Genomic DNA, 17,575 nt, shown 5'->3' with positions numbered 1-17,575 from the left:
GCAAGATGCACGAATTGTGCGTAGATCGAAATGATCTTAACGCTTCAGCGCCGCCGCCCACTCCTTCTCTTTGAAGCCCACCAGATGCACACCTGCCGTCTCATCCAGCGCGAAGGGGCGCTTCACCAGATTACCATTCTCCGCGAGCATGGCCAGGGCTTCGTCGGTGGACATCGCAGGCAGTTTGTCCTTCATGCCGAGGGCGCGGTAGTCCTGGCCGGAGGTGTTGAAAAGGGGGCGGAGGTCATCACCTTTAGCCGCGAGCATGGAGCGCAGCTCGGGCACCGTCGGCGGGGTCTCGCGGATAGCGATTTCCTGATGGGCGATGCCCTGGGCCTTCAGCCACTTGAGGGCATTTTTGCAGGTGGAGCAACCCTGATAGGCATAGACTTTCAGCATACAAAAGAGGGGACTAAAAGTTACCAGCCTTTGGTGGCGGCTCCAGCGCCGATGAGTTCTTCGGCCTCGTCTTCCACTTCCTCGCTGTCTTCCTCCAGCGGGGCGAAGCGCTCGGACCGGAAGCCGAGTTCTTGCTTCACCGAGGAGTGCGGGTCTTCGGGATTTTGCAGTTCCTTCAGCAGTACAAGGATGTCGAATTCGGCATCGGTCAGCTTCAGCTCGGCATCGTCATTGACGCTGAACTTGGGGTTCGAGCGTCCTACGGAGATGGACCGGATGGTGTAGGCGCGGCCTTTCTTGGGCAGGGCGCGGTAGAGGTCATAGACCCAGGGCTCGAATTGATCGTTGATGCAGACGACTTTTTGGCCAGTGGTAAACATGCGGTAAGAGGAGGAAAAGCGGGGTTGGCCGTTGTTTGCAGTCGTTTGCGGGTGTTGGCAATGGTTTCTCGAAGGAAGGCGAAGTGAATGCTAAGCATGGGCCTTGAGAATCTTTGGACAAAGCCCCCCTCCCAAGAATGAGCGTCCAATTGCAAAGTGCACTAAATTAGAAAGGATTCGCTTTTTCCTACCAACAGACTTAGATGACAAATTAACTTTGTGGAAAAAGCCCCACTTCCTTTAGCTCAAGATTTAGTGTCAACTGAAGCATCATTTTTTGATCGCTTAACGAGTCTTGCCATCAGCACCTTGGGCATCCCTGTGGCACTGGTTTCGATCGTCGAACAGGACCGTCAGGTCTTCCCTTCGCGCTGTGTGCTTTCAGGGCCTCTCGTCGGCGTGCAGGAAACCCCCATTTCCCATTCCATTTGCGCGCATGTGGTTAGGCTAGACACGCCTTTGATCATCAATGATACGCGCGAACACCCTTTGACGCTGGATAATCCGGTGGTCACGGAGGTGGGTGTTCTAGCCTATGCCGGGTTTCCTTTGATCAATGAGCTCGGCCTGCCCTTTGGCGCGTTTTGCGCCATTGACTACAAACCTCATGTTTGGTCTGCCTCAGACGTGGAAATCTTGCGCATGCTCGCGCTGCAAGTCACTAGCGAGATTCAACTCAGGTCTGCCTTAAACCGAGCGCAGGAGGACTATGCGGCTCTCAATGAACTGGAAAAAAATCGGGCGAAGATCAATCGAGCGAATCGGCATGATCTGCGCACCCCGTTGAATTCGATGATGCTCAGTCTCCAGGCCATCGAGCAGTTTGGCGAGGTGAATGAAGACCAGAAAGAATATCTGGAGATGGCGCACCGGAACGGTCTTCTCATCGCTGGCATGGTGGATCAGATGCTGGACATCGGTAACGTCCATCATCTGGGCAAAGCGGCGCTGCATTTACGCCCAGCGAAAGCGGCAGACCTTTTATCAGCAGCTCTGGATCAAACGGTCATCCTGGCGCTCCAAAAGAAAATCGAACTCACTCACACCTGCAGCAGTGAATCATGGCTTTCGGTGGACCATGACAAGATCGTGCGAGTTCTGGCGAACTTGATCAGCAACGCCATTAAATTCACTCCTGCTCAAGGTCGAGTCACGGTTCAGATTCAAGATGTCGCCAAACCTCATGCGTCCACACAAGTGCGTTTTAGTGTGGTGGATAGCGGCATCGGAATCCGGCAAGATCATGTGGGTTTGATCTTCAATGAAGGTTACCGAGTCAATCCAGACGCGCTCACGAAAGACTCCACCGGGCTGGGACTGGCCTTTTGCAAAGCCATCGTTGAGGCGCATGGAGGGCAGATCGAAGTCAGCAGTGAGTTTGGCAGGGGCAGCCACTTTCATTTCACGCTGCCACTGTCCGTGGGGATCTGAGAGAAAGCGGAGTGCCCCCTCGACTAGAGTTTCCCGCTTTCCCGCAGGTGCTGTTTGAGTCGGAGCTTCACCTCGGCGATGACCTCGGGTTTTTCCACACAACCATGCCAGTAGGGCACCACGAGTTCTGTGCCCGTGGAAAGGTGGGAACTGGAGTAGGGCACCACGCGGTCGCTGCTGTCTTCCAGCGGTCCTTTGCCAAACTGGCCGACGATGCTGTGATGCGGCACCGGGATGGGCTGTGCATTCAGCGCTTTCAAATAGGGATGCCGGGGCGAGAGTGTGCCTAGGCTGACAAAACCAAACGTACCCCAGTCACGCATCTGCGGGGTCAGGGAATCAATGTTCCCGGTGACGATCTCCTTTGCTAAGACCATGGAATCTGTGGGCAGACGAATAAGAGTAGAAAGACGCGAGACGATGCCGCGATCTGCCATGGAGCTTCCCTTATGTGGCACTGCGATGAATATGAGCCGCTTGATGTACGGCTGCTTTTCAAAACGCAGTGTGTTCTTGAGGCGCTGCAGGGTGGACTTAGAGACTCTGAGCTTTTCCGCCTCGCAGTTAAAATAGGCGTTCCAGATGCCATCACCACTGTCAATGGTCTGCATGCGGCTAAGAAGGCCGCCCATGCTGTGGCCCACCATGACCATTCGATTCATGCCGGGGTCATCGCCTTCTGGATCCAGCCTTGCGCGGGCCTGTTCCAGTGATCGGCGGAGTTGCCAGGAGGTGGAAGGCACGGCCATGCCGGAGGGGTAAAGGAAGTACCAGGGCTGGTAGTGCGCCCGCAGCTCGGGATCGGAGTAGATGGCGTTGATCGTGTTGTACCAGATGTGGGGGTCTGACATCAGCCCATGCACGAAGACCACAGGGATGCGTTTGGGATCATAAATTTCCAGGCGATAGAGCTCGGCATCGTTCAGAACTTTGTCTGGAAACAGCAGGCCGGTGAGGGAAAAGCGGCGCAGGAAACCATCATTGAGCGCCAGTTCCTTGGAGGCTGTGTAGTTAGCCGCCAGCGTGGTATTGCGCCCAGCCACCGTCGCCTTCGGCTGACGCAGCGGATTGTAAAAATGCAGATGGCAGGCTCGCGGCAGATCGGCCTGGGGGGGATCAAATTCCAGAACGGCCGTCAGCGTCAGTTGTGCCCCATTCAGAGGCATCATGGGGTACTTCGCTGCAAGTTCCTCTGAATGCAGCACCTGCCCGACGACAGGCACCCCAAGGCCAGGCTCAATGACAGGTTCACAATCCCGCGCAATGCGCACCTTTTCCGCTAAGATAAGGCGGTCCAGGCTGGCAGGCGAGACCTCCAGGGGATTTCCTGGGCCGGGCTGGAGATTGACCGCATAACTGCCCTTTTTACCTTGAAAGACGCTGCCTGTCTGCCAGTCCCGTGGCAGCTCGCCACGGGACCAGTCTTTCAGCATGAAGCCCAGGGCACGCTCATAGGCAGCCTCAGCCTCCCGTTTTTCTTTGCGGGTGGTCCGTGGGTTTTGCAGGGCGTCCCAGGCCTCCGCAGCACGTTCCAGATTCACGCCTACACGCCTTTCGGTCAGCCCAGGCCACGTCCACGCGGGCTCCCGCACCTGCGGGGCCTTGGGCGGGCCGATGCAACTGGCCAGGAGCAATATAAGAGCACTGAAACAAAGAAAATGGCGGGAGAGCACGGCGGATGGTGGGCCATGCGGGCCAGCGAGCAAGCACTTTGCTTATTTCGCTGACTTTTGGGCTAGCTTCGCCTCATAAGCCCGGCTGTAGCGCATGAAGGTAAAAAAAGCAGTCGCCACAGCGATCCAAAATCCGGGGAACCCATCCAGAAAACCGCGCCGCAAAAGATAAGCGCGGACAAAGCGCCACCAGGGCCTGAAGGCCACAGCCACCACGGACCAGCCGCGTCCAGACGCCTTTTCATGATCGGCAAAGACATCGGTATAAACCAAATGTTTGTCCAGGTAGTGAGCCATGTCGGTGAAGGAGTAATGATAAAGATCCCCCTTCAGCGTGGTGTGTGGCCCGTCCACCACCAGTCGCTCATGCACCTGGCTATTTTCATGGCCTTCCCAGCGCCCCTTGTCGCGCCGGAACAGGCGCACCTTTTTGTCCGGGTACCAGTCGCCATGACGAATCCAGCGGCCAAGGAACCAAACGCGCCGGGCCATCCAAGCAGCGTCAAAACGGCTGGCCAAGCCCTGGTCAAAAAAAGCGCGGATGGAGGCTAACAACTCGGGTGAAAGTTCTTCATCACAATCCAGGGCTAAGATCCAGGGTTGGGTGCAAAAGCTGTTGCAGAGGTTCTTTTGATCTGAAAACCCCAGCCACTCCTGGTAGGCAAAACGTGCGCCGTACTCGGCAGCCACAGCGGCGGTTCCATCGGTGCTGCCACTGTCCACGATCACGATTTCCTCCGCCAAACCCACCGTGCTGGCTAGGCAGCGGCGCAGATTGGCCTCCTCATTTTTAGAGATGATGGCGATGGAAAGCGGGTACGGCATGTCTAAGGAGGATGGAAGAGGAGGAATGACGAAATGGAAACGGAAAAGTCTCTCTGTTTGCAATCCTTCGCTAGCGGCCTTCATGTCTGCGCTTGCCTGCCGCCCCCCACTTCTCCCCTTCCCCACGCACCCCCGCATGGCTGTGGCCGCACACGCTCAGCCTGGAGGCCCCCCTGGTGGCCATGCTCTGGCTGGCAGCGCTGGCTAAACTGGATGACTTTGCCCTCATGCCGGGGGTTCTTCCAGGCCTGGGCCTAGCTGTGTGGCTCATCTACTTGGCAGATCGCGTGCTGGATGCCTGGGGAGTGCCGGAGGAGAGCCTGAGCATCCGCCACCTGTTTTACCGCCGTTTCCGCTGGCCGCTGGTCCTGGTGGCGCTCCCCGCAGGCATGGCATATTTGGCTTGGTTAGCCCTGTGGGTGGTGCCCTCGGGCCTGCTGGCGCACTCTCTCACCCAGGTGCTCCCCATTGCCATCTACCTAGTCCTCTACTCCGTGACCAGCATCCGTGTGCGGCGCTGGCTGCTCCAGGCAGGCATTCTTTTGCTATTATTCTTTATCAATGCGCTACCCCTTTCATTCGAGATTCGAGTGACTGTTTCCCTCCTCATTGCTACAGGCACGGCCATCCTCATCAGTCTGCGCTGGCATGAACATCTGGAAAATTACTTCCGCAAAGAAATGGCCGCAGGGATCTTGTTTGCTTTCGGCTGCACCACCTGGACCCGCTTTCACACTCTCGGAAGCGAGGGGCCTGAAACGTGGATGGAACTCATCCTGCTGGGTCTGCTTTTCATCAGCAACTTGGCCACCATCAATGCCCGTGAAATCGGCACCGATGATACCCGCGTGCGGACTCAGGGCACATTGCGGGGGTCACTGGTCCTCACCACCTTGGGTCTTGCGGCTATGTCGTTAGGTTATTTGTCCTCCAGCCTGCTACTGCTCACGATGGCAGTGTGGGCAGGTCTCGTGAGTCTGGAAATTCTATGGCACCTGCGTCAAAGACTATCCATGGAGGCCTTCCGTGTTTGGGCCGATGTCTGCATTAGCCTGCCCCCTTTGGTGATCCTTTTGCTTCCTGGAAAGCCTTTGTGAGAAGTTAAACAAACTTTGTGCAGGAGTTCAGAGGTGCGTTAAATTGCGCTTCCCATGGATCCCCTGATTCAACTCCTCCAAATCAACTCAAACCGCTCCACCAGCGAGCTGGCCCAAATTCTGGGCCTCACTGAAGACGAAGTCGTGCGCAAGATGCGAGCGGCGGAGGCGGATAAGACGATCCTGGGTTACAACGCCGTGGTGGACAAGCACAAGGCTGGCCATCGCGGAGTCACGGCCCTGATCGAAGTGCGTATCACCCCCGAGCGCGAAGGAGGCTTTGACCGTCTGGCCAAGCGCATTGCCAAATTCGACCAAGTGCGCGAGTGCTTCCTCATGAGCGGCGGCTATGATCTCGCCGTGCTCGTCGAGGGCAAGGACCTCCTTGATGTCGCGAACTTCGTGGCAGAAAAACTGAGCACCCTCGGCGGTGTGCTCTCCACGGCCACCCACTTCCAGTTGAAGGCCTACAAGCAGTCCGGGTTCCTCGCGAACTCCGGAGATGATGAAGAACGTCTGCCCGTCAGTCCATGACCTTAGTTTGAGAGGCCCAACCAAATGGATTACAACAGCAAACTTTCGACCCAGATCCGCGACCTTCCGCGCTCTGGCATCCGGGACTTTTTCGAGCTGGTCATCGGCCGCAGCGATGTGATTTCGCTGGGCGTCGGTGAGCCGGACAAACCCACTCCCTGGCCCATCCGTGAAGCGGCCATCCGCTCTCTGGAAAAGGGACAGACCAGCTACACCTCCAACCTCGGTCTGGAATCTCTACGTGTCGCCATCAGTGGCTACGTGGAGAACCAATTCCGCATGACCTACGATCCCAAAAAGGAGATCTTGGTCACCGTCGGCGTTTCCGAAGCTCTCGACATCGCCTTCCGTGCGATGCTGAACCCTGGCGACGAAGTCATCTATCACGAGCCCTGCTACGTCTCCTACTCCCCCAGCATCAAGATGGCCTACGGCGTGCCCGTGGTGGTCGAGACGCGGGAGGAAAACAAATTCGCCCTCATGGCGGCGGATGTGGAGAAAGCCATCACGCCGAAGACCAAGGTCATCGCCCTGAACTTCCCCACCAACCCCACTGGCGGCGTCATGCCACCTGAGGAGCTGGAGAAGATCGCCGCCCTGGCCGTGAAGCATGATTTGTTAGTCTTCACTGACGAGATCTACTGCGAGTTGCTTTATGACAACCAGCAGCACAAGAGCATCGTCGAATACCCCGGCATGCGCGAGCGTACCGTGCTCCTGCACGGCTTCAGTAAGGCCTTTGCCATGACGGGCTGGCGCCTCGGTTATGCCTGCGCCCCCGCCCCGCTCATCGAGGCCATGATGAAGGTGCACCAGTACTGCATGCTCTGCGCCCCCATCCTCAGCCAGGTGGCCGGCATCGAAGCCCTGAAAATGGGTGCCAGTGCCTATGAAGACATGCGTCAAAGCTACGAGCAGCGCCGCAACGTCATCGTCAGCCGCCTTAATGGCATGGGCCTGCACTGCTTCAATCCCGGAGGAGCGTTTTACGTCTTCCCGGAGATCCGCAGCACTGGCCTCACCAGCAAGGAATTCGCCATCGGCCTGCTCGAGAAAAAGAGCGTCGCCGTCGTCCCCGGCACCGCCTTCGGTGCTGCTGGTGAAGGCTTCGTCCGCTGCTGCTACGCCACCGCCCCCGAGCTCATCGTCAAGGCGATGGACCTCATGGAAGAGTTCGTGAATGAGGTGCGCGCCGGGAAGTAGTCAGGCCTAACCATTCGTTGTTCAACCCCTGGTTCATTCGTGAGCCAGGGGTTTTTGTTTGACTTAGTCGCTTTGAACGGGACGGCCATCCTCGCTCATTGGATTCTTCTTTGTGGCTTTGGATTTACACCCTGGATCAGGTTTGAATATGGTCTGCAGACAAAGATCATGCCCAAAGGGCTTATGGAATTCAGCCCAGGGTTGGCACAACCCTGGGTCTCCAGGCATCAGACATGTGCTCTTCGATCAACCCCAAAGGGGTTGCGGCCTTCTGTCGAATCGCTCCCTCATCCCACCTTGGACAGAACCTCTTTGAGGTTCGCCCTTCATCGATTCACATCATCGTCCTATCCCAAGGTTGTTCCAACCTTGGGCTCAAATACACAAGCCCCTTGGGCTTAAAAAACCTGACGGCCAACAACCTCCGTCATTACTCACCTTTCGCCCTTTCCCCCAAGCCCAAAGGGCTTGTGGCATTCAGCCCAGGGTTGGCACAACCCTGGGTCTCCAAGGCATCAGACATGTGCTCTTCGATCAACCCCAAAGGGGTTGCGTCCGTAAAACGCGGCGCCACCGGACACCGCAACCTTCACCAATAACGACGGAATCACATTGACGTTCGTCTTTATCATCGGGCCGTTAAATAGATGTGATGCGACAGAGGGTCAGGGTCGGATAAATTTCCGAAATCTCATCACACTCCATGTGCTGCAATACCCTGTCATCGGCGTGCGTTCATGCCAAATGCTTCGCGCTTTTCTCCTCCTCGCCCTCTTTCCCAGCCTTCTCCCGGCTCTCGACACCACCAAGCTCGAAGCCATCAAGCCCGCGATGGAAGCAGCGGTGAAGGCGAAGCAGGCGGCGGGGATCGTGACGCTGGTGATGGAAAAGGGCAAAGTGGTGCATCACGAAGCTGTTGGACTGGCCAACATTTCCCAAGGCAAGGCCATGGGCAAAGATGCGCTGTTTTGGATCGCCTCCATGACCAAGTCCATCAATGCGACGGCGGTCATGATCCTGGTGGAAGAGGGCAAGCTGTCGCTGGATGAGCCTGCCGCCAAATGGCTTCCCGCCCTGGGTGAAGCGAAGCTGGCCGATGGAACAGCCCCGGAGAAAGCCATCACCCTGCGGCACCTGCTGAGCCATACGGCGGGTATCGCCTTTCCTCCGCGCAAGGCGACGGACGGGGCCTCGTCACTGAAGGCTTATGTGAACGAGCTGCTCAAAGCCCCCCTGGCCTTTCAGCCCGGCAGTGACTACGAGTACGGGTTTGGCCCCACCGTCAGCGGCCGCATTGTCGAGATCGCCTCCGGCCTGAGTTACGCTGACTTTCTGCGCACACGCATCTTTGAGCCGCTGGGCATGAAGGACACTGGCTTTTATCCAGATGATGCCCTGCGTGCCCGCATTCCCGGCACCTATACGATGAATGAAGACACGCATGAGTTGCAGCGTGCCTTCAATCCCTTTGTCACCAGCGATGCCGAAGTCCGCCGCACGCCAGAGCCCGGTGGTGGTCTATTTTCCACTGCGGCTGACATGGGCCGCTTTTATGCCCTGATCGCCGCCGGTGGCGAACTGGACGGCGTGCGCCTGCTCACGGCCAAATCCATCCAGGAGATGACCACCCCCACCACCGCAGGTGACCGTCCCCTGCCCTATGCCTTTGGCTGGCAGGTGAACCGCCCCGACCAGCGTGTGTGCGGAGCCATGCCAGTCGGCAGCTTCGGCCACGGCGGTGCCTTTGCCACCAATGGCTGGGTGGATGCGGAACACGGCATCGTCACCGTCTTCCTGGTGCAAAATGTCCTCGTTCCCGACAGCGGCAAACCCCGCGATGCCTTCCAAAAAATCGTCATGGAAGCCGCCGGCGTGGAGGTCAAACCACCGGCGAAGAAGAAGGCGACGAAGTGACCTTCCGACCACCTTTGATCTGGAGATAAAGCCCCAGGGCGAGCAGGACGAGATCGCGAACGATGAGTTCAGCATAGTTGCTGCTGGCCTCACTGCTGCCGAAGCAGCCGCACTGGATGTCGATGCCCCGATACCAGGAGATGCCGATGGCCACCAAAAAGGCCAGCAAGCTGGCATTCAAGACTAACAGACCGCCCTTGCGCAAGACACCCGTGATCACCGCCAGCCCGGAGAAGATCTCCAGCCAGGGTAGAAACATGGCCAACCAGGCCGCATACGGATCTGGCAGCAGATCAAAGCTGCGCACATCCATCACAAACAGCCCTGGATCCCAAGCCTTCACCGCCCCTGCATACACAAAGATGCTGCCGAAGAGGAGATGGAGGAGGAGTTTGAACATGAGATGTCAGAAGAGAAGGCAGCGAAAAATCAGTAACGTCCATCTCCATACGAAGGACGACGCTTTTGATGCTTTACGACGAGCACTTTAATCCGCTCAGCCTCCACGCGGTACAGCATTTTTTTGTAAGGGAAGCGTTTGAACTGGGCCAGACGACGCCCTCGGCTGGCAAAACCCCAGCGCTGAGGGTGCCGCTGAATGGCCGCAATCATCTCCAAAAACTCCGCAAAAAACTGATCGCCCAAGCCAGCAGAGGCGTCTTCGTAGTAGTGCCAGGCCTGATCTAAGTCTGCCTGCACCAGCCTGTGATAAACCACCTTCACTGGCGGCGGCTGTTGATGAAATGTAGCAGGTCCTCGTGGGAAAGTGTGGCTGCTGGATCCGTATCCATTTCAGCCTCACGCTCATCCGCCATCGCTTCCAGCTCCTCATCTTGAGTTTCGACCAAGCCCGCGGAGAGATCAGCCAAAAGCAATGAGACCAGTTGCCCTTGATCTATGACAGGCAGCCCGCATGCAGAGGCGTAGAGAGTGTCCAAAGTCACTGGCATAAAGAGAACCTAGTCACTCAATTCCAAAAATCAATCTCCACCTCACTCCTCCTCCGGCAGCAGCAGCGCGATGGCGGCGGCGGGGATGAAGAGCAAGCCTGCGTAGTAGAGTGCGAGGCGATAGTCGCCCACGGGCACGTAGAGCTTGAACATCACTGTGCCTGCGGCGGCGACGATGCGGCCAATGTTGTAGCAGAAGCCCGCCCCAGTGGTACGCAGCAGCGTGGGAAAGAGCGGCGGCAGGCACATGGTGAAGAGGCCAAAGACCCCTTGGCACAAACCAATGACGGCATACCACCAAAGCATCTGCTGGTGTGTCCACGTCTGCGAAAAGGCCGTCAGCATGCAGATGCCATAGGCCAGCAGCATCAGCGTGATGGCACGGCGGTAGCCCATGATCTTCGCCGCAGCTCCCGCCACGTAGTTGCCGATGATGGAGCCCACCATGATGTACATCAGGGCTACGACCACCGCGTTCGTCTGCTCTGGACCCGTTAAATTTTTGACCTCCGGTAGGGCGCGTATGAGGCTCTGCTGCCAGAACATGAAGGCCCAGTGAGCCGTGAGGGAAACCGCACAAATGATCATCACACGCCAAGTCGTCCCGGCCACCTGTTTGCCAAAAAGCTCTCCAATGCGTGGGGGTTTGGTACCTTTGCGGGCCTCCTCCCACTCCTCCGTTTCAGGCACGGCCTTGCGAATCCACAGAGTTAGCAATGCCGGTAGAATACCGACCAGGAAAATGGTGCGATGGCTTTCGTCATCCTTCAGCAGCCACCCGGCTAGGCAGGCCAGAAGGACGCCCATATTCACGGCCGTTTGCAGTGTGGCAGCGATCCAGGGCCGCCATTTCTTCGGCCAAGTTTCAGACAGTAAAGAGGCCCCCACGGCCCATTCACCACCGATGCCCAAAGCGGACAAGAAACGGCAGATCAACAGATGCCACCACTCGGTACAGAAGTAGGAGAGTCCGGTAAAACCCGCGTAAAAAAGAATGGTGAGCACCAGCGTGCGGCTTCGGCCCAGGCGATCGCCAATCCAGCCGAACACCCCACCGCCCAGGGCCCAGCCCACCAAGAAGGCGGCCTGAATGATGGAAGCCTTTGTATCCACCTCCCCCGAGGGGGCTGCGATGCCATCCTTCATCAGTAGGGCTGCGACGAAGGGCGTGGCCACCAGCGTGTAGATGTGCATGTCCAACCCATCGAACAGCCAGCCTAACCAGGCAGCTAGCCCCGACTTTTTTTGGTGGGAGGAAAGGTCCCGGAGACGGGTGATTTCTTGGGGCGCGGCAGACTGACTCATGAATTGGGGCGCGAGCTTTTAACATTTAACCCCCAGTGGCAAGTCTTATGGCAGAATTACCAAAAACCCCACTGGCGGGTCTGACATACGTAAAGCCCCAAGGCTAAATTTCCCACCGCATGCATGAACACGCAGGCCCCTAGGCTTTTCGTCCGCACAGCCACGAAATACACCAACCCCCCCCAAACAAACGCCCCCAGGTAATCCACCGGGTTGTGCGCTAGCATCACCAGCAGTGTCACCACCCCAAAGACCCGCCAGGAGTGAAGGCCAAAGGGAATCTGCTGCCAGTCACGCTCCCCTGCCCCGATGTAACGCATGAGGAAGCCACGCCAAAAGATCTCTTCAATCAATGGCACCACCACCACCATGCGGACAAAACGCATGCCGAGGGAGGCCCCTTGCCACGCTGGCCAGGCACTGAGCACTTCGGGATTGAAGCCCTCTTTCCGCTCCACCAAGCCTAGCCACTCCACCCAGCCGGGTAACGGTGTGCCTGAAGCGACCAGCCGCTCATATAGCCATGCTGGCGCGACCCAGAAAGCGATGCCGATCAGACCAAGCACGGCGGCCAAACCAAGTCCACGCCATGGAGCGAGACGATAATGACGCGCAAAAAAGAGGAGCAGGCCTCCCGTCAAAAACGTCTGGAGAGGATAAAGCCAATGCTCGGGCGCCTGCCGATACCAAGGCAGCTCAGGGTTCTCGATTCGAAACCAGCCGGGGACGCTGTTCAATAACATAAAAACCGCCAGCGGCAGCACGTGGGCCACCGTGGCGGATTCTCGAAATCGTGTCAGATGAGCGAACATCGGCGGGAGGCATTCGCACCAGCCACCGTTGATGCAAGCGCGGTCTTCAATGGAAGAGCCGCGCCTGGAAAGAAAGCAGACTACCGCCGCTTCTTCTTGCCACGGCCATGAAGGATGGCGCGAGCCTTGTCCTCTTCATCCAGAACGGTGGTGTATTTGTAGCTGAAGCCTTCCAATTTCTTGCGCTCAATCTTCTGGCTGATGAGGCGCTCAATGCTAGCCACATAGGGCAACTCCTCGGCGCTGAACATGGTGTAGGCATCACCCTCCTTTTGGGCACGACCCGTGCGACCAATGCGATGCACGTAGTCTTCGGAGTTCTCTGGTACCATGTAGTTGATGACATGGGTGACGCCGCTGACATCCAGACCACGCGCCGCGAGATCCGTGGCCACGATGACCTCGAACTCGCCTTCACGGAAGCCTTTGAGGGCGCGTTCACGCTCGCTCTGGCGAATGTCGGAGTGCATGACGGCCACCTTGTAGGTGCCCTGCTCTTTCACCGCTGCATAGATCTGATCTGCCTGCGCTTTCGTGCGGGTGAAGATCATAAGGCTGTCAATGTGAGTCTGCTTGAGAATGGCCAGAAGGAGTTCCTGACGCTGATCGCTCGCCACGGGATACATGTAGTGGCTGACGGTTTCCGCAGGGGAAAAACGAATGCCGATCTCAATGCTTACGGGGTCCTTCAGAGCAAACTCTGCCAGCGTCTGAATCTGGGGCGGCATGGTGGCCGAGAAAAACAGTGTCTGACGTGACTTCGGCGTGCGCTCGACGATTCGACGGACGTCTGGCAGGAAACCCATGTCCAGCATGCGGTCCACTTCATCGAGGATCAAGACTTCCAGATTGTCCAGATTTGCCGTACCATCCTGCATGAAGTCCAACAAACGTCCTGGAGTAGCCACGACCACATCCACGCCCTGCTGCAAGCCCTTACGCTGCTTCTCATAACCCACTCCGCCATGCACCAAAAGTACACGCAGCCCGGTATGTTTGCCGTATTTTTCAAACTGCTCCACCACCTGGGCAGCAAGCTCACGAGTCGGCTCCAGCACGAGGCAGCGGAAGCCGCCAGGAGCACCGAGACGGCTCAGGGTAGGTAGAGAAAAAGCTGCGGTTTTACCTGTTCCGGTCTGGGAAGCACCGACCACATCTTTGCCTTCCAGCACGACGGGAATTGCACGTTCCTGGATCTGAGTAGGCTTTTCGTATCCAGTCTCACGAATGGCTGCCAGAACGGCATCACTGAGGCCAAGAACTTGAAACGCTTCTGGGTATGGACCTTCCGGCACGGGAGGCGCAGGCGGAGGTGGGAGTGCTGCAAAGTTTTCGCGTGGCTTGGCATCGCCAGCATCACGCTCACGGGCGGGCCGTTCACCACGGCGGGGGCGCTCGCCACCGCGCTCTGGGCGGTCACCTCTTTCGGACCGTTCACGACGAGGTGGACGATTACCTTCAGGACGATCTGCGCGTGGAGGGCGATCTCCCTGGCCTTCGGCACGGGGAGAACGAGGCGGGCGGGGACCGCGGTCTTCACCACTGCGCTCGGGGCGTGGGCCACGGTCACGGCGGGGGCCTTCACGTTCGCGGCGGCGTTCGCCGGATTTGGCCTCAGGTGCATGAGGCTCATGAGGAAACATCTTGGCGATGCGATGGGGCTCCGCCTTTTCAGTCGGCTGAGTTTTTTGCTTTTTATCGCCCAGTCCTATGGCTTTTTTGATGCCTGACTTCAGGCGGCTCAGCAAGGATGCTTTTTTCTTGGGCTCGGAATGTCTCGGTTCGCTCACAATTATTTTAGTTGGGGAGTCAGACTGGCTCTATCGGCCACGAAGCTGCACAATGCAAATAAAGAGGGGTGATGCAATGCACGGGCCGTGAAGTAAAAGGCGATTTATTAATGTACCACCTTTTGGTGGAGCATAGCGGGTTCGAACCGCTGACCTCCTGCATGCCATGCAGGCGCTCTACCAACTGAGCTAATGCCCCGGAAAAGAAAACCGGCTCCCCTGGTTTGGGGAGCCGGAGCTTAGCGTTGGCGCTAATGTTGGCAAGTTGATTTTGCTCTTTTTTTGAATTACTTTTTGCCGGAACCTGTAGGCTTAGCCGGGGTGGCTGGAGTTGCGGCTGGCTTTTTCTTACCATCATAGATTTTCGTGGCCTCAGAGATCTGGGCAGCGGTCATCTTAGCCTTCAGTTCGTCATGATATTTGACGGCAAGCTCAGCCTTGTTAGAGGCGTCCATAGCCAGCTTGGCGTAAGCCAAGGCCTGGGGGAGGTTTGGCTTGTTATCCTTATCCAGCAAACCACGCTCATTCAGGCTAGCGAGGCGGAGCATGGCCAGAGGAGCTCCCTGTTCAGCCGCATTGAGGTACATTTGAGATGCGGAGATCGGGTCTGGGCGAGTGCCCGCACCGATTTCGTACATCTGGCCTAGAGCGATCTGGCTGAGCACAAAGTTAGCACCCGCTGCACGCTGATACCAGCCCATGGCAGCGACGAGGTCTTGAGCGACGCCCGTGCCGTTCTGGTAATAAGTGGCCAGGCGATGCTGAGCCTGAGGCAGGCCGGAATTGGCTGCACGAAGCTGGAAGGTGAAGGCCTTTTCAGGATCTTTGTCCACCACGGTGCCGGTTTCATAATAGACACCCACATTGAAGAAGGCTTCAGAAAGACCGTTCTGGGCAGCCAAGCGATACAGATCCAGAGCGCTCTTGGCATTCTGCTGCACCACGGAGACGGCCTTCTCGCCTTCGCCTTCAGTGAGACCTGCTTCGAAGTAATTGCCGAGGCGGAAAAGAGCCTGGGCGTCGTTAGCGTTTGCAGCTTTGGTGAAATATTCGACGGCCTTCTTCAGATCGCGGGTTTTGCCACCCAGACCACTTTCATAAATGGCACCGAGGAGGCGGTTCGCTGCGGCAAAGCCGGTAGCAGCCGCATCTTCAAACATCTTCATGGCTGCTTCAGGGTCTTTTTTGACCAATTGCTTGCTGCCTTCCACGACTGGATCGCCATCAAAAAGGCGTGCAGCGTAGGTGCTCATGGCCACAGCGTTTTTCTGCTCAGTGGCTTTGATGAGATATTCGAGGGACTTGGCTTCGTCTTTAGGCAATCCGGGAATGCCGGCTGCGTATAGTTGGCTAAGACCGAGGGTGGATTCGCCATCGCCTTCAGCACTGCCTTTTTCGAGGAGAGCCTTGGCCTTATCCACGCTTTTTTCCACACCACCGATGCCGGCGATGTGAAGATTCGCCAGAAGGCGACGTGCGACTTTGTTATTGGCAGCTTCAGCTTCCTGAATCAGCTTCACGGCTTCCGCGACGCGCTCAGGATCCTGAGGAGCGGCCTGCAGAAGCACCTGGGCGAGTTCAGCCTTGGCCAGGACCTGGCCCTGGGCGGCGGCTTTGCGATAAAGCTCAATGATCTCGTTCACGTTGCTGTTGCTCAGCACGCCCCAATGCCCCAAGGCATACAGAGCATCTTTGTCGCCGTTTTTGGCCAGTTCATTGACCTTGGCGAGAGCGTTGTTGAAAGAGGCATTGACGTCTGGACCAGCACCCGGCTTCTCAGCGGCGGCTTTCTGGTCAGCTTCGAGCTGCTTAAGGATGGCCTGGAACGCCTCGCTTGGCTTGTCCATTTCGTCGGTATTCAGACCGGCAACTGCGACCATGGCGGCCAATTTAACTTTGAGGGCTGTGAGTAACATATGGGGTTGGTTAAGAAGAACTCGGTTTTTGACCCGCCACAGCGGGAAGCGCTCATTTTTTCCGGTTTTGCCCTGATAAATCAAGACTTTACCACTCTTTTTAGAAAATTATGCCCAGTAAAGCCCTCGGTAAGATCACAAAGCGATAACTGCGACCTTTCTCTGGTGACATTCTTGGCGCAGTTCTTCCAGGCTTAACAATAAAGTTTTTCCAGCCTCTACCGCAATCAAATCCACCCCTGCCTCCGCAGCCGTGCGAATGGTGTCTGGGCCGATCACAGGGACATCAAAACGCATGTCCTGGTTGGGTTTAGAAACCTTGACCATCGTTGCGCCGCCTTTTCCCATGGCCCCGCCACGCTTGACCGCTTCATTGGTTCCTTCAAAGGCCTCCACAGCCAAAACGGTCCCATTTTTCACCACGACCGTCTGACCGATGTCCAGACGGCTGCTTTCTTTGGCGATGTGGAAACCGTAGTCCGCATCCTCCCAACGACGTTTTTTGATGGTGGGACCTGCGACATGACCACGCGCCGGCATGAGGTCTTCGAGAAAAGTGGTGGCAGGTAGGAGCGTGATGCCATCTTTGGCCATCTCATCGCTAATGGCACCGAACAAGGTCTCGGCATTCCGCTGCTTCAGCCGCGCTAGCATCATGAGCAACCGCAAGTCGGGCCGTAGGTCGAAAAGATTTTTGGGTGCGATCTGCCCCACCATCACCGTTTGCTTGATGCCTTGCCTAACAAAAAAGGAGATCATTTTGCTAAGCTGACCCACGCGGAACCATTCGATGGCGTCCACCATGGCAGCGAGCTCTGGTTTTGTCTCATTGACAAAGGCCGCCACCACCAAGCGCTGCACCCCCGCACGGCGCGCGGCTTTGACAAAAGTCTCTGGGTAAATGCCGTTCCCGGCAATAAGGGCAATGGAGGTGAGATCGAGTGACATGCGATGCTGGCTATCATTTACAATCATCTTCTCAAGAGCACAACTGAGGGGAAAGGAAGATCTCCCCCCGCCTTGTAGAAGATTAATGGCCCGATTAAAAAGCAGCCCACAGATAACCCAGCACCATCACGGCTAGCACAATGGCAGCCACCCAACGCCAAAAAAGATCCCGAGAAATGCCACGCCCCGGCTTGGAAGAACCGAATTCGCGTTCCACAAATTCATCGTAATCGAAGTCTTCGTCAGGAAGGTCCAGCCCATCATAAATCTGGGAGTTGCCCTTCCAACCCGACTTAGCGCAAGCGCCACAATCATCACAAGCCATCGCACCTCGTGGCACCCATTCGCCACAGGCTGGGCATTGACCTGGAGGCTTAAATGACATGGAAAAATGAGCT

General features: G+C 57.0%; 18 protein-coding genes and 1 tRNA gene. 5 read left to right on the top strand and 14 right to left on the bottom strand.

Translation table 11 applies throughout. The features are described from left to right. Positions 1 to 36: 36 nt before the first annotated feature. Together HNQ64_RS07075 and HNQ64_RS07070 are read right to left on the bottom strand one after the other, a co-directional pair. Complete coding sequence (locus HNQ64_RS07075) at positions 37 to 399, bottom strand: arsenate reductase family protein (RefSeq protein WP_184206907.1); 363 nt, start codon at positions 397 to 399, stop codon at positions 37 to 39. Positions 400 to 419: 20 nt separating this feature from the next. Further along, positions 420 to 779, bottom strand: coding sequence for a hypothetical protein (locus HNQ64_RS07070; protein ID WP_184206905.1), 360 nt, complete (start codon positions 777 to 779; stop codon positions 420 to 422). 255 nt (positions 780 to 1,034) lie between these two features. On the opposite strand from HNQ64_RS07070, the gene HNQ64_RS07065 reads away from it, so the two are divergent. Beyond that, positions 1,035 to 2,210 carry an ATP-binding protein gene (locus HNQ64_RS07065; protein WP_184206903.1) on the top strand — a complete coding sequence of 392 codons (1,176 nt, stop codon included), beginning with the start codon at positions 1,035 to 1,037 and terminating at the stop codon, positions 2,208 to 2,210. 23 nt (positions 2,211 to 2,233) lie between these two features. Here HNQ64_RS07065 and HNQ64_RS07060 read toward each other — a convergent pair whose 3' ends face one another. Continuing rightward, positions 2,234 to 3,883, bottom strand: coding sequence for an esterase/lipase family protein (locus HNQ64_RS07060; RefSeq protein ID WP_184206901.1), 1,650 nt, complete (start codon positions 3,881 to 3,883; stop codon positions 2,234 to 2,236). 42 nt (positions 3,884 to 3,925) lie between these two features. Beyond that, entirely contained in the window at positions 3,926 to 4,708 is a 783-nt protein-coding gene (locus tag HNQ64_RS07055; protein ID WP_184206899.1) for a glycosyltransferase family 2 protein, read from the bottom strand. A gap of 92 nt (positions 4,709 to 4,800) precedes the next feature. Between HNQ64_RS07055 and HNQ64_RS07050 the strand changes: the two genes are divergently transcribed. The 4 genes from HNQ64_RS07050 to HNQ64_RS07035 all read left to right on the top strand — a co-directional run bounded on the left by HNQ64_RS07050 (position 4,801) and on the right by HNQ64_RS07035 (position 9,456). Beyond that, positions 4,801 to 5,805, top strand: coding sequence for a hypothetical protein (locus tag HNQ64_RS07050; protein WP_184206897.1), 1,005 nt, complete (start codon positions 4,801 to 4,803; stop codon positions 5,803 to 5,805). A 54-nt stretch (positions 5,806 to 5,859) separates the two neighbouring features. After that, positions 5,860 to 6,339 carry an Lrp/AsnC family transcriptional regulator gene (locus tag HNQ64_RS07045; protein WP_184206895.1) on the top strand — a complete coding sequence of 160 codons (480 nt, stop codon included), beginning with the start codon at positions 5,860 to 5,862 and terminating at the stop codon, positions 6,337 to 6,339. Positions 6,340 to 6,363: 24 nt separating this feature from the next. Next, a complete protein-coding gene (locus tag HNQ64_RS07040; protein WP_184206893.1) occupies positions 6,364 to 7,542 on the top strand; it encodes a pyridoxal phosphate-dependent aminotransferase in 1,179 nt (392 codons plus the stop codon). Positions 7,543 to 8,286: 744 nt separating this feature from the next. Then, entirely contained in the window at positions 8,287 to 9,456 is a 1,170-nt protein-coding gene (locus HNQ64_RS07035; RefSeq protein WP_184206891.1) for a serine hydrolase domain-containing protein, read from the top strand. Here the strand turns inward: HNQ64_RS07035 and HNQ64_RS07030 are convergent. The 10 genes from HNQ64_RS07030 to HNQ64_RS06985 form a co-directional block, all read right to left on the bottom strand. Continuing rightward, entirely contained in the window at positions 9,422 to 9,856 is a 435-nt protein-coding gene (locus tag HNQ64_RS07030) for a MauE/DoxX family redox-associated membrane protein (protein ID WP_184206889.1), read from the bottom strand. The genes HNQ64_RS07035 and HNQ64_RS07030 overlap by 35 nt on opposite strands. A gap of 29 nt (positions 9,857 to 9,885) precedes the next feature. Further along, entirely contained in the window at positions 9,886 to 10,173 is a 288-nt protein-coding gene (locus HNQ64_RS07025; RefSeq protein WP_184206887.1) for a type II toxin-antitoxin system RelE/ParE family toxin, read from the bottom strand. Between the two features lie 2 nt (positions 10,174 to 10,175). After that, positions 10,176 to 10,406: an addiction module protein gene (locus HNQ64_RS07020; RefSeq protein ID WP_184206885.1), complete on the bottom strand. Its 231-nt coding sequence runs from the start codon at positions 10,404 to 10,406 to the stop codon at positions 10,176 to 10,178. A 42-nt stretch (positions 10,407 to 10,448) separates the two neighbouring features. Then, on the bottom strand, positions 10,449 to 11,711 hold the full coding sequence (locus HNQ64_RS07015; protein WP_184206883.1) for an MFS transporter: 1,263 nt from the start codon (positions 11,709 to 11,711) through the stop codon (positions 10,449 to 10,451). Between the two features lie 56 nt (positions 11,712 to 11,767). Further along, positions 11,768 to 12,523 (bottom strand): CAAX prenyl protease-related protein, encoded by a 756-nt coding sequence (locus tag HNQ64_RS07010; protein ID WP_184206881.1) that lies wholly within the window; start codon positions 12,521 to 12,523, stop codon positions 11,768 to 11,770. An 80-nt stretch (positions 12,524 to 12,603) separates the two neighbouring features. Further along, positions 12,604 to 14,313: a DEAD/DEAH box helicase gene (locus tag HNQ64_RS07005; RefSeq protein ID WP_343075880.1), complete on the bottom strand. Its 1,710-nt coding sequence runs from the start codon at positions 14,311 to 14,313 to the stop codon at positions 12,604 to 12,606. A 123-nt stretch (positions 14,314 to 14,436) separates the two neighbouring features. Beyond that, a tRNA-Ala gene (locus HNQ64_RS07000) sits at positions 14,437 to 14,512 on the bottom strand. Between the two features lie 88 nt (positions 14,513 to 14,600). Then, complete coding sequence (locus HNQ64_RS06995; protein WP_221305361.1) at positions 14,601 to 16,193, bottom strand: tetratricopeptide repeat protein; 1,593 nt, start codon at positions 16,191 to 16,193, stop codon at positions 14,601 to 14,603. Positions 16,194 to 16,364: 171 nt separating this feature from the next. Then, a complete protein-coding gene (locus HNQ64_RS06990; protein ID WP_184206877.1) occupies positions 16,365 to 17,177 on the bottom strand; it encodes an LpxI family protein in 813 nt (270 codons plus the stop codon). Positions 17,178 to 17,271: 94 nt separating this feature from the next. Beyond that, positions 17,272 to 17,562, bottom strand: coding sequence for a hypothetical protein (locus HNQ64_RS06985; RefSeq protein WP_184206874.1), 291 nt, complete (start codon positions 17,560 to 17,562; stop codon positions 17,272 to 17,274). Positions 17,563 to 17,575: the final 13 nt, after the last annotated feature.

Source organism: Prosthecobacter dejongeii (assembly GCF_014203045.1).
Taxonomy (GTDB): domain Bacteria; phylum Verrucomicrobiota; class Verrucomicrobiia; order Verrucomicrobiales; family Verrucomicrobiaceae; genus Prosthecobacter; species Prosthecobacter dejongeii.
Note: the sequence above shows the minus strand (reverse complement) of the source record. Positions and strands in the feature narration are given on the sequence as shown.